Origin of the sequence: Zobellia uliginosa, from assembly GCF_900156625.1 — a bacterium.
Classification (GTDB): Bacteria; Bacteroidota; Bacteroidia; order Flavobacteriales; family Flavobacteriaceae; genus Zobellia; species Zobellia uliginosa.
Genome location: NZ_FTOB01000005.1, coordinates 87912 through 101634 on the forward strand (window position 1 = coordinate 87912; position 13723 = coordinate 101634).

A 13723-nucleotide genomic window follows, 5' to 3' on the forward strand; every position below is an offset into this window, starting at 1 on the left:
ATCTTTAAGTGACGGGGAGAAGTGACTTGATCTCATAAAAACATACAGGCCGATTTACATCGTATTCTTAGATGATGTCAATGACCTCCTCGCATATATAATGCGTTGTGCCAACGATAAGGGCCAAGATCAAAATGACCAGAAGACGGATCAAGCTTCGGTTTGCATTGGTTGCGAAGCTTTTTTTGAGATAAAAGTGATTGATTATAATGAATAGAAAGGCTATTATGCTTCCAATGACCAATCCTACATGAAATAGGCTGACACCGTAAACCCAGTCAAACATTTTTAAAATACCGGAGGAAGGCTTCGGTTTTGGGCCTAAAATTATTCGCATGTATGCGATTCCGGCTAGTAGTGATATGAATATCCAGACGAAGTAGCCTAGGGCTTGTTGTATTCTATGCATGATGACGGGTAGAACGGTAAATTTAAGCGTATGGTTTTTTTTTGCATCGTTTTAAACCGTGATTTTTGTGCCCATCTCTTCATAATGGTCAACCTTGACCCCGAATTTTTTACCGGTAGTTATCATATAATCGACCAAATTGGCTTTTTCGGTATTTTTATTCTTGCTTTTAACGTCTAGTTGAAGGGAGGTTTTTGATTGATAGGGAAAATTTGAGAGCATCGCCAATGCCTCATTGATATCCTTATCGCTTAAGGTGATGTTAAAGTGCTTCGCCAGTTCTTTGACTTCCTTCATCATTTTTTCAAGTTTGGCCATGTGTGTTGGGTTTTCGGCCAACTCCCCAAGTGTAATGTCGAGCGCCGCGGTCATTGCGGCCAGGGGAGAAACAAAAAGGTATTTTTTCCATAGTATGGTTTTGATATCCTTGGTGTAACTTGCATTTAGGCCCCCTTTTACCAATAGTTCCTCTAACCATTTGAAATCTTGGGAATCACTATTTCCAAAGAAAATTTTTCCTGGGCCTCCGAGGTGTTTTACTACTCCCGGTTGTTCTATGTTTGAAACGATGTAGATACAGGCTTCGAGTATTTTTAAACTGTCGTGGTCAATGCTGTTTTCGATTAGGTTTTTTGAGTCTACCCCATTCTGTAAAGGAAGAATTATTGTTTCCTTCTTCAGGCAATCTTGATATTGGCCAATGGCATTGCCGAGTGAAAACGATTTGGTCGATACGATCAATAGGTCGAGCAAACCTATTTCCTTGCTGTCATCCGATACCAAATAGGGTTTGCATGTAATGGTTTTGCCTTCTGTGGTCAATGATAGGCCATTGGTGGTAATGCTTTCCTTGGTTTTGTTTCGGCAAATAAAAATGATCTGGGTATCTGGATCGTCTTTGTAATTTTCGGTAAGTTTTGCCCCGACGAAACTCCCGACTCCACCCATTCCTAAAATTCCTATTTTCATATGTTTTATTTATTTGTCAAAAGTCTTGGCAACCATTGGAACTAGAGTCGATTCGACGGTTGTGTTATATGTGGATTGTATAAAAATAGGCAAACCTTTTGATTAAGCCTCGGCTCTGTATGACTAATATCCTGTATGCCAATCCGTATGTTTTGTCGTAATTCCCTATAGGTCTTAATATGAGCGGATACGGATCAGGTGATGCTGTAAACCTCCATTTATAAGCAAAAACCTGCATCTTATACATTTTTGTGCGCAGCACATAAGAACTTTATGAAATAACTTACATTTTGCTTTACCTTAATCCTACTTAAGGCGCATTGTTGTTTCTTATAAACGTATTAAACTATTAATTTTCGAGTATTAGTGGCATGATTAAAACCACCTATAACAGAATTAAATCAATAGACATGTTAAGAGGTTTGGTCATGGTGATTATGGCCTTAGACCATGTACGTGATTATTTTCACTACGATGCCTTTCTTTTTGATCCTACCGATTTAACGCAAACCAACGCCCCCTTGTTCTTTACGCGATTTATTACCCATTATTGCGCGCCCGTATTTGTGTTTTTAGCGGGAACATCCGCTTTTTTTGTCGGCCAGCGGAAAGGTTTGAAGTACTTGTCTAAATGGCTCCTTAAACGTGGCTTTTGGTTAATTTTCTTAGAACTTACCGTTGTAAAATTCGCATGGCTTTTTAAATTCGATTTGTCCTATGTTATGTTGCAGGTAATCTGGATTCTTGGTCTGGCGATGATTTTCTTGGCAGGATTGATCCATCTGCCCAAGAGGGTGGTCTTGATACTTTCCGCTTTGGTCATAGGCGGACATAACCTATTCGATTTTTTCGAATCGGACGGAAGCCTGAATTCCGGTCTTTGGTCGTTTCTCCATCAATTTAAATTGTTGACTTATGGCGATATTCGGATCTTTGTTGCCTATCCTATTTTACCTTGGGTTTTTGTGATGCCTTTAGGGTATTACTTTGGAACCTTCTATAAACAGATTTTTGATAGTAAGACCAGGGCGAAAATACTCTTGCAAATGGGGGCTGGGATTACCGTGGCATTTTTGATACTTCGGGTTATGAATTATTATGGGGATCCGTATTTGTGGACTTTACAAGGTTCGTGGGGGTATACGTTGATGTCCTTTTTTAATGTGACCAAATATCCGCCTTCACTGTTATTTCTGCTAATTACGATAGGCCCATCCATTATGCTTCTGGCCTTTGCCGAAAAATGGAAGGGATGGGTGTTTGATAAATTGGTAATCATAGGTCGTGTGCCCATGTTCTTTTATATAATCCATATTTATGTAATTCACTTACTGGCACTATTTGCAGCGGTCTTAACAGGCTTTAAGGCATCGGATATGTATGTGGACCTATGGGTTACAATGCAGCCCGGTCTAAAAGGCTACGGTTTTGGTCTAGGGGTGGTGTACCTAATTTGGGCGGTACTTGTTGTTGCCCTATATCCTTTATGCGCATGGTTTGACCGGTATAAAAGCAACCATAGGGAGAAGTGGTGGTTGCGTTATCTCTAGCTTCTACGGCTTGGGCCCAATGTCGGTTATGGGGCGCATAGGTGATGGTGTAGGGCTAAAATATCTTGTCTGGAGGTTTGTGTGAATTGTTTTGGTGTGAATTAGTGCGTTGGGGAACAATCACCATTTAAAATCTTTATATCTTTACCGCGTGAAACTATTGACCCTCATATTGTCCATTTACTTTCTGGCACTCAATGTGGTACCCTGTAGCGATACGGAACCGGTTGCCGACGGTCAAGTTTCTGTAGTTGCGGATAAGGGTGATGATCACGGGCATGCCCTAAACGATTTGTGCTCTCCATTCTGCCACTGCCATTGCTGCCATACACATACGGTCAGTTTTGAAATTTTTTCGTTTGAACCTTTTCAGCCCTCAATTCCACAAGAAGAATTAGCCCATTTCGATAGTTTGGGCAAAGATATTCCTCTTGACCTCTTACAACCTCCCAGGGCATAATTCAGTTTTTTTAGGGGATACCTATATCCCGTTGTAGTGAATCCATTGCCGATTTCATTACCCTAATTTTTGACATTAATATTTCTCGACAGAAATAGACATTTTCTAACTGAATTATAGCAATCCATATGATTAATAGAATCATTGATTTTTCAATCCGTAATAAATTTATTGTGGGGCTCTTCACGCTAGCACTTATTGGTGCTGGTATTTGGAGCATGACCCAAGTTCCTATAGATGCCGTGCCTGATATCACGAACAATCAGGTGCAGGTCATTACCCAGTCGCCCAACCTGGGCACTGAGGATATAGAGCAATTCGTGACTTATCCTGTAGAGGTGGTCATGAGCAATTTGCCCAATGTAGAAGAAATACGTTCGGTTTCACGCTTTGGGCTGTCCGTCGTGACCATCGTTTTTAACGATGAGGTAGGCACGTATTTACCTAGGCAGCTGGTAGCCGAAAAATTACCCGAAGTACAAGAGCAGATTCCCGAAGGATTTGGAGAACCCTTTATGGGCCCCATTTCTACAGGTCTTGGCGAAATTTATCAATATGTACTGGAGGTAGAAGATGAATATAAAGATAAATATTCCATAACGGATTTGCGTACGTTTCAAGATTGGATCATCCGTAGGCAAATGGCCATGGTTCCCGGTGTAGTGGAGGTCAATGCCTTTGGAGGGAATCAAAAACAATATGAGGTTGCTGTTGATCCAGATGAATTGAGAGCCATAGGCGTTACCATAGCGGAGGTCTTTAGCGCATTGGAGCAAAACAACCAAAATACTGGGGGCGCCTATATAGAACGTAATCATCAGGCCAACTTCATCAGGGGTGAAGGTCTGGCCAGAACCGTTTCCGATATCGAAAATATGGTGGTAAGAACAACTGGGGACGTTCCGATTAAGATCAAGGACATAGGAGAAGTCCGCATGGGGCAATCGGTGCGTTATGGGGCACTTACAAAAGATGGGCAGGGCGAAGCCGTAGGGGGAATGATCCTGATGCTGAAAGGGGCCAATTCCAATGCGGTTATCAAGAATGTTATCCAGCGGATGGAACAGATCCAGCATTCATTGCCCGAGGGCATTAAGGTAAAACCCTTTCTCAATCGTAGTGATTTGATTTCCGAAACCACGGGAACCGTAAAGGGTAATCTTTTGGAAGGTGGTCTGATCGTCATCTTTGTTTTGGTACTATTATTGGGTAACTGGCGTGGGGGACTCATAGTAGCCTCGACCATTCCTTTGTCGCTTTTGTTCGCCTTTATCTTAATGAATGTCTTTGATGTTTGGGCGAATCTCATGAGTTTGGGGGCCATAGATTTCGGTATTATCGTAGACGGTGCGGTCATTATTGTAGAAGGCACGGTCTTTCTCATGTATTCCTATGTGGTAAAGAAGAAAACGGTTACGGCCGGAATGCGCGATGAAATTTCGGCAAGGGCTTCAAAGAAGATGATGAATGCCGCTTTTTTTGGGCAACTGATCATTCTTATTGTTTTTCTCCCTATTCTCGCCCTAGAAGGGGTAGAGGGAAAGATGTTCCGCCCCATGGCCCTTACCTTCATTTTTGCCATGATCGGCGCGATGCTTTTGTGTCTTACTTATGTGCCTATGATTTCGGCGTTAGTTTTAAGGGTTCCAAAATCAGAAAAGCAATCGTTTGGAGACCGTTTTGTGCATAGGGTAGAAAGGGCTTACGAACCTTTTCTGTTGAAATCGCTGGCAAAATCAAAACGGATTATAGGAGGCGCACTCGTGTTTTTTCTGCTGGCCCTATTCGCTTTTACCCGAATGGGAGGGGAGTTTATTCCGCAATTAGACGAAGGCGATGTTGCCTTTCACGCCATTTTAAAACCGGGCAGTTCCCTAACGGAAACTATCGCGACGACAACCAAGGTTGAACAGATTGTAAAGACAAAGTTTCCCGAAGTGGAGACGGTCATAAGTAGAATTGGTGTGGCCGATGTTCCAACGGATCCCATGCCTATGGATATAGCGGATATTTTCGCTATTCTAAAACCGCAGGAGGAATGGGGGTCGGGCCGTAGCAAAGAAGAACTGGTAAACGAGATCAAAGAAGCCATTAGTATTTTGCCGGGAATCAATTATGAATTTACCCAACCTATAGAAATGCGTTTTAACGAACTGATTACAGGGGTTCGTGAAGATGTGGCTATCAAGATTTTTGGTGAGGATATGGAGGTGTTGGCTAGTAAGGCCGATGAAATGGGGCAACTTATTGCGAACATTCCGGGGGTGGCGGATATGAAAGTCGAAGCTACAAGCGGCCTTCCGCAAATTACCATTCATTATAACCGAAGCAAACTGGCCCAATATGGGGTTGGTGTCAACCAATTGAATAGTTTAATTCAGGCCGCCTTCGCTGGAAGTAAGGCAGGGGTAATCTTTGAAGGCGAGAAGCGCTTCGATCTAGTGGTGCGCTTACAGGAAGAAAACCGAAATAGTATTGAAGATGTACAAAACCTATTCGTAAGTCTTGATGACGGTTCCCAAGTCCCACTTCGTGAATTGGCAAGTGTCAGTTACGAACCCGGACCCATGCAGATAAGCAGGGATAACACCAATCGTAGAACCTATGTAGGAATCAACATTCGAGATCGTGATGTAAAGTCGGTTGTGGAAGATATACAAGAGAAACTTGATGCGGAATTCAAATTGCCTCCCGGGTATTTTATCCGTTATGGAGGTGCTTTTGAAAACTTGGAAAGGGCAAGTGCCAAATTACAAACCGTAGTACCTATTGCGCTGTTGCTCATTTTTGTCCTGATTTATTTCGCATTAAAATCCCTTCCGCAGACCCTTATGATCTACTTGGCCATTCCTATGGCGACCATTGGGGGCGTATTTGCGCTCTGGCTCCGAGATATGCCCTTTAGTATTTCGGCAGGGGTTGGTTTTATCGTGCTTTTTGGAGTAGCGGTTCTAAATGGATTGGTCATGATAAGCGGATTGAACGAATTAAAAGAAGAAGGAGTATCGAATTTAAACGATCGAATCATAGAGGGAACAAAGCGCCGTATTCGCCCCATTATGCTAACGGCCTTTACCGATATTTTAGGATTTCTGCCCATGGCCATTTCGGCTTCGGCAGGGGCGGAAGTGCAGCGGCCTTTGGCAACGGTGGTTATTGGCGGACTGTTGACTTCAACTTTGTTGACACTTTTTATACTTCCTATTTTTTATCAGTGGGTAGAAAATAGGGGAGAACGAAAATGGAAATGGAAATGGAAACCAGGGTTAAAAACGGCACTTCTTGTGGTCGGCTTTATAGCGATGGGGTTCAAGGGGGGTGCCCAAGAAATGGAAACTTCACTGCCTATGATCTCTTTGAATAAAGCAGTGATAACGGCCAAAGAAAATTACCCCTTGCTAAAATCGGCCCAGTTAGAGGTCCAAAAGCAATCGACCCTTAAGGCGTCTGCTTATAATTTTGGGAATACCCGGCTTTTTACCGGGGGCGAGGAAATTAACGATAATCAAGGAATTTATACCCTGGCCGGCGTGAGCCAACAGAATATAGACCTCTTCGGTATCGCACCCAAAAAACGATTGTACGATCAGCGTGTCGTATTGGCGGAAGTCGCATACGACCTGTCTGAACTGCAGGTAGAACAAGAAGTAAAAATCGCTTGGGCAAAGGCATTTCGGGCAAAGAAAGTCTTCCTTCTCTATCGTAGGTTAGATTCGGTCTATACCCACTTCGAACAGGCTATTGAGCTCAATTTTGAGGTCGAAGCTATTTCCCGCTTAGAATATACCTCGGCTATGAACCAAGCCTTACAGGTCAAGAACAAATACCAACAGGCAAAAGGCGATTACGATATTGCTCTGCAAAGGTTGAACCTGTGGTTGGCTTCCGAGACTTATTATTCGGTTTCGGATGTGTTGGACGACAAGGTCGATGGGGTGTTCGAACTTCTTCTTGATTTAAAGGACCATCCAGAATATCAATTGTCACAAAAACGCATCGATGAAGTGGAGGCAGATTACAAAGTCGCCCAGGCCGAATTGCTGCCCAAATTTAATTTGCAAGGGGGACTTCAAAAGGTAAATGGGGAGGATGGTTTTTATAGCTACCAAGCGGGGATATCCGTTCCGTTCTTTTCGGGTGCTGCTCGTAGTCGAAAGCAATCGGCCAAGATCAATAAGGAGATGGTAAAAACGAAAGCCGAATTTGAGCGAAAACAACTATCATCTGAATACCATCAGGCATTGACTGCTTATGAAAAGTGGAAAACCTCTTGGTTTTTTTATAGGGATAAGGCGCTTCCCCTAGCAAGGGAACAACATCAAGGAGCACTTTTGGCCTATAAGGAAGGAGCCGTAGATTATGTGGGCTTTACCCAAATTATCAGGGATGCCATTCAAACGGAAATGGAAGCCCTCGATGCCCTCGACAATTACTTAAAATCATTATTCAAACTACAATATTTCAATCAATAGAAACATGAAAAATCCATTCAAATATACAATAGCCGCACTTTTACTTTTTGTGCTCTTATTCAGTTCATGCGTGGAGAACAAGGTAAACGATGCCAATGGGGGCAACCATGCCCATAAAGAGGCCGAAGGGCATAACGAAGGGGAAGGAGTGATGCTTTCCCAACAGCAATTTGATGCCTTGCAAATGAAGGTAGATACCTTACAATTACGCAATATGAGCGGGTATGTAGAGGTTAACGGGCAATTGGAAGTTCCTCCACAAAATGAGGCGAGCATCACTTCCGTGATCGGGGCAAATGTGGTGTCAATTGAGGTCATAGAGGGCGATAAAGTCAAAAAAGGGCAAACGGTAGCCTATTTGTCCCATCCGAACATCATACAAAAACAGACCGACTACCTTGATGCGTATAGCAATAGGGAGTTTCTGAAGAAAGAGTATGAGCGCCAACAAAAACTGTACGATGCCGGTGTTGGTAGCGGAAGTAATTTTCAGAAGGCCGAAGCCGAGTATCGGGCCTCTCGGGCTAAGGTAAACGGTTTGGCGGCACAATTGCTGCAATTGAACATAAATGCGGAGGGCATCAAAAACGGAACCTTTTACCAGCGGGTGGCCTTACGTAGTCCGATTGAGGGCTCCGTACAAAAAGTGAGGATAAAGACAGGGCAATACGTAGCCCCGAAGACCAACCTTTTTGAAGTGGTCGATACCCACCACGTACATGCCGATTTGATGGTGTTCGAAAAAGATGTGTATAAGATCAAAGAGGGGCAGATGGTAAAGTTTAGCGTACAATCCTTAAAAAATAAAGAATTGACGGCCGAAATTTACTCGATCGGAAAAACCTTTGAGCAGAACCCGAAAGCCTTGCACGTACATGCTGAAATAGAAAACAAAGAGGGAAACCTGATTCCTGGGATGTATATAAAAGGTCGTATTCAGGTAGAGAACAATAAGGTAAAAGCCCTTCCCGTAAGCGCTATTGCCAAAGAGGGCGCAAAAAGCTTTGTATTTGCCGTAGGGAATGAAGGAGATGCTTACCGTTTTGTTCCGCATGAGGTTACGCTAGGGGCGAAAGATGGCGATTGGGCAGCTGTTCATTTTTTACGGCCCTTGGAAGCAGATGTACCATTTGCGTTCAACAACGCCTACTATTTGATGGCGGAAATGAAAAAGGGAGAAGCGGAACATAGCCATTGATGGAAATACCGCTCATTTTATGCAATATTTTTTGCATTTAAGACCCTTGTTTTCATTAGGATGCCGTTACTTTAGATAGCTTTAACGGTATACCCTTTGAAACAGGGGGGTGAATTGATAATTTTGAATAATGATAAAAAAAAAGAAAATCGTTCTTCGTGATACTGGAGCCCATGAACATTCCGCAGGGGATGGGCATGACCAAGGGGGCAGTTGCTGTGATAGCCAAAAGAATACCAAGTCGAGCCGTATCAAACAATACACACCTGCGATCATAAGTTTTGTATTGTTGATGTCGGGCATTCTACTCGATTTTTTAAATGTGGGTTTTTTTAAGGACTGGCTCCGAATCGTTTGGTATGCAGTGGCCTATATTCCGGTAGGGTTTCCGGTCATGAAGCAAGGCTGGGAGAGTATATTAAAAGGTGATTTTTTTACGGAATTTTTCCTGATGTCGATTGCTACGGTCGGGGCATTCGCCATTGGCGAGTACCCCGAGGGGGTAGCGGTAATGCTTTTTTATACCGTGGGTGAATTGTTTCAACATTCGGCCGTAACAAAGGCAAGGGGAAATATAAAGGCTCTCTTGGATGTTAGGCCCAAATCGGCTACCGTTCTCCGTGATGGCAATCCGGTTTCCGTAGCGCCCGAATCGGTAAAAATAGGGGAGCGTATTCAGGTACGGCTTGGTGAAAAAGTGCCCTTGGATGGAAAATTGGTATCGGAAAAAGCCAGCTTGAATACGGCGGCTATTTCCGGGGAAAGCAAACCCTCGACCATTCTTCAGGGTGAAGAGGTATATGCGGGAAGTATCAATCTTGACGGTGTTGTTGAAATTGTGACGACCAAGGAATTTAAGGATAGTTCCATTGCCCGTATACTTGACATGGTACAGAATGCTACGGCCCGTAAGTCGAAAACGGAACTGTTTATCCGAAAGTTTGCCAAGATATATACGCCGATCGTGGTATTCTTGGCCATTGGCCTGACCTTGTTCCCTTACTTTTTTGTACAAGATTATATATTTAGCGAATGGCTGTACCGTGCGTTGATCTTCTTGGTAATCTCGTGTCCTTGCGCCTTGGTGATCTCCATTCCCTTGGGCTATTTTGGAGGGTTGGGGGCGGCCTCGCGCAACGGTATTCTGTTCAAGGGGGCTTCCTTTTTAGATACTATAACCAAAATCAACACTTTGGCCATCGACAAAACGGGTACTATGACCAAGGGGGTGTTCAAGATAAAGGATGTCGTAGTGTATTCCGAGGGCGGACCGACCAATGCCCCCGTGGCCGAACAGGATTTTATGCATTATCTCATGGCCATAGAGGCCCAATCCACCCATCCGATAGCCAAGGCTATCTTGGCCTATAAAAACGAAGGGGAAGGGCATAAGGCCCAAGATGTTTTTGAAGTTGCGGGTAAGGGGCTGATAGGTACCGTTGACGGGAAATCGGTATTGGCAGGAAACGAGGCCCTAATGCTCGTTAATGGAATTGTCGTTCCGGAAGCAGTGCGTAACGTCGTTGAAAGTACGGTTATGGTGGCTATTGAAGGAAAGTTTGCAGGCTATGTCGTGATTGCCGATGAGTTAAAGGAAGGAGCTATGGGGGCGGTCGAAAGCATTCGGAAGATGGGCATTTCAAAAATTGTGATGCTGTCGGGCGATAAAGAGGCCATTACGCAAAAAGTAGCGGGAGAACTACATGTCGATTCGGCCATGGGCGGACTCCTGCCCGAAGATAAGCTTAAGGAAGTAGAACGATTAAAGGGCGTTGCCGGGGCAAAAGTGGCCTTTATCGGTGACGGTATCAACGATGCCCCGGTCTTGGCGGCCAGTGATCTGGGAATCGCCATGGGCGGTTTGGGCAGCGATGTGGCCATCGAGACCGCCGATGTGATCATACAAACGGACCAACCGGAAAAAGTGGTCCAAGCCGTTGCCATAGGAAGGTCTACACGCCGTATCGTTTGGCAAAATATCGGTTTGGCATTTGGGGTAAAGGCCTTTGTCTTGATTTTGGGGGCAGGGGGCGTCGCTACCATGTGGGAGGCGGTCTTTGCCGATGTGGGTGTTGCCTTATTAGCTGTTTTAAATGCCGTTCGATTGCAAAATATGAAATGGTAAAAGAGGGGGAAGGTTCCTGTTTTGAGGGGGACTGATTTCTCAGGTGAAGGGAATATTGTTAAAATTGATAGATAGCCTAGTTAGGATTCTGTTAATGTAGTTTTTTTACGCATTTTTATAATCCAAACAACTAGTACCATGCATTTAAAATTTACCAGCACGTTTTACGTGCTTCTTTTTGTATTGATGATTACGGAATTGGGGCTGGCCCAAGGTGGTGAAATCGAGATTACCGGTACGGTAGTCGAAAAGGGCGGCGGGCAACCGATAGCTTTTGCTACGGTCCTAGTAGGTGATAAGGCCACCCAAAAGGGTATCACGGGTACCACGACCCTTGATGACGGTTCGTTTAGCCTCAAGACCGAGGCCCGTAATTTTTTCATTGAAGTCAGTTTTATAGGTTTTGAGAAAAAAAAATTTGACGACCTCGTGCCCGCAAACGGTAAAATCGCTTTAGGACGGGTAGAACTCGGGCAAGATGCCCAACAGTTATCCGAAGTCGTGGTGGCAGGTGAGGTTTCACGAACCCAGTTCAAGTTAGATAAACGGGTATTCAATGTGGGCAAGGATATCAGTAGCACAGGTGCGAGTGCCCTTGAGGTGTTAAATAACGTGCCATCGGTGAACGTGAATATTGAAGGGCAGATAAGCTTACGCGGAAGCCAAGGCGTGCAAGTCTTGATAAATGGAAAACCTTCAATCCTTACCGGAGAGGGAGGAAATGCCTTGGGGACGATTACTTCCGATATGATCGAAAGGGTGGAGGTCATTACCAACCCTTCGGCAAAATACGATGCGGAGGGAACTTCGGGAATTATCAATATCGTTATAAAAAAGGAGGAACGTGAGGGACTTAATGGCTCTATTAGTTTAAATACGGGCTCTCCCGACAACCATAGTTTCGGCCTTAGCCTTAACCGCCGAACCGAACGCTTTAACCTTTTTAGTCAGTTAGGGGCCGGTTATAGGGAACTCCCCAGTGATGTAGAGAATATTAATAGAGATTTGACCGATGGTTCTTCCATCTCTTCTGTGGGCGAAGAGTTCAGGAATGAGGAATTTTACAATGTTATCCTAGGAACGGATTACTATATCAACGAGAATAACGTGCTGACCTTGTCGGGAAATTTTGCCTACGAAATTGAAGATCAGCCCTCAAGCACCAATTTTAAGGCTTGGGATACGAATGACGAGTTGGTCTCTGAATGGGAACGTACCGAAACGACCGAGGCTACGAATCCGAAATACCAATATGAACTGCAATACAAAAGTGATTTTAAAGATCACGAAGATCACGATCTTTTGTTCAGTGCCTTGGGGAATTTCTTTGGGAAGGACCAATCTTCCGATTTTGAAGACCTGACCGTTTTCGGGGAAGATCGTGATGGTGTGCAACGAACAAGAACCGAGTTTAAGGAAGCGGAGTATACTTTTAAGTTAGATTATACCCGGCCATTTAATGAAGAGTGGACCATGGAAACCGGGGGGCAATATGTCATGAACGATGTCAGCAACGATTATGAGGTAGAAGATTTTGTGTTGGGGGAGTATCAATCCAATCCAAACTTGACCAATGTTTTTGAGTACGATCAAAAGGTTATGGCCTTTTACGGTACAGCGGCATATGAAGGTAATAAATGGGGGGTAAAGGCCGGTGTACGAGCGGAACAGACCCATCTCAATACCTTGTTGAAGAATACCGATGAAAAGAATGGGCAGAAGTATACCAATATTTTCCCGAGTGCCCATACGTCCTATAAATTCACTGATCAGGTCTCCATGCAGGCAGGGTATTCCCGTAGGGTGTACAGACCCGATTTATGGGATTTGAACCCCTTTTTTAATATCAGGAACAACTTTAATATCCGTAAAGGTAATCCCGGTTTGCAGCCCGAATTCACCGATTCATACGAGATAACGAGCATTTATGTTTTGGGTAAGGCATCCCTCAACTTTAGTGTTTATCACCGTTATACTACCGAAGTAATCGAATCTATTTATACTTTTGATGATGACGTGAAAATTAGTAGTTCCGAAAATATTGGAACGAACAAGGCCACAGGGGTGGAGTTTAATGGAAAATACAGTCCGGTAAAATGGTTTACCGCCACTACCGATTTAAACTATAATAGGTTTGTAAGGGATGGAAGCCTAGGTGAGCAAGTGTTCGACTTTACCGCTGACCGATGGTCGGGCAAGCTCATGGCCAAGATCAAGATGCCGGCCGATATTGATTTTGAGGCAACCGGAAATTATCAGAGTGGTTATGAAACCATTCAGGGCAGAACCAGTGAAAACCTATTTTTAGACCTCGGTGCCCGTAAAAAAATATTGAAGGGCAAGGGCGTAGTGAATATAGGGGTGAGGGATGCCTTTGCTTCTCGGGTAAACGAAACGGAAACTATACAGGAAGATTTTTCAAGTTATAGCCGAAGACAACGTGGTAGGTTTATTACTTTTGGCTTCAGTTACGGTTTCGGTAAAGGCGAGGCCATGGAATATTCCGGTAGAAGAAGATAAATCAACCAATTAAAGACTAA

General features: G+C 43.9%; 8 protein-coding genes. 6 read left to right on the forward strand and 2 right to left on the reverse strand.

Translation table 11 applies throughout. The features are described from left to right. Nucleotides 1-67: 67 nt before the first annotated feature. Together BW980_RS16865 and BW980_RS16870 are read right to left on the reverse strand one after the other, a co-directional pair. Entirely contained in the window at nucleotides 68-337 is a 270-nt protein-coding gene (locus BW980_RS16865; protein ID WP_139327720.1) for a hypothetical protein, read from the reverse strand. Nucleotides 338-460: 123 nt separating this feature from the next. Beyond that, nucleotides 461-1378, reverse strand: a complete 918-nt coding sequence (locus BW980_RS16870; RefSeq protein ID WP_076456367.1) for a ketopantoate reductase family protein — start codon at nucleotides 1376-1378, stop codon at nucleotides 461-463. A gap of 371 nt (nucleotides 1379-1749) precedes the next feature. On the opposite strand from BW980_RS16870, the gene BW980_RS16875 reads away from it, so the two are divergent. From BW980_RS16875 to BW980_RS16900, 6 genes are all read left to right on the forward strand, one after another. After that, entirely contained in the window at nucleotides 1750-2928 is a 1179-nt protein-coding gene (locus BW980_RS16875; protein WP_076456368.1) for an acetyltransferase domain-containing protein, read from the forward strand. 151 nt (nucleotides 2929-3079) lie between these two features. Continuing rightward, on the forward strand, nucleotides 3080-3388 hold the full coding sequence (locus tag BW980_RS16880; RefSeq protein WP_076456369.1) for a DUF6660 family protein: 309 nt from the start codon (nucleotides 3080-3082) through the stop codon (nucleotides 3386-3388). A gap of 128 nt (nucleotides 3389-3516) precedes the next feature. After that, nucleotides 3517-7860, forward strand: a complete 4344-nt coding sequence (locus BW980_RS16885; RefSeq protein WP_076456370.1) for a CusA/CzcA family heavy metal efflux RND transporter — start codon at nucleotides 3517-3519, stop codon at nucleotides 7858-7860. Between the two features lie 4 nt (nucleotides 7861-7864). Further along, complete coding sequence (locus tag BW980_RS16890; protein WP_076456371.1) at nucleotides 7865-9058, forward strand: efflux RND transporter periplasmic adaptor subunit; 1194 nt, start codon at nucleotides 7865-7867, stop codon at nucleotides 9056-9058. 130 nt (nucleotides 9059-9188) lie between these two features. Continuing rightward, nucleotides 9189-11183 (forward strand): heavy metal translocating P-type ATPase, encoded by a 1995-nt coding sequence (locus BW980_RS16895; RefSeq protein WP_139327721.1) that lies wholly within the window; start codon nucleotides 9189-9191, stop codon nucleotides 11181-11183. Nucleotides 11184-11321: 138 nt separating this feature from the next. After that, nucleotides 11322-13703, forward strand: a complete 2382-nt coding sequence (locus BW980_RS16900; protein ID WP_076456372.1) for a TonB-dependent receptor — start codon at nucleotides 11322-11324, stop codon at nucleotides 13701-13703. Nucleotides 13704-13723: the final 20 nt, after the last annotated feature.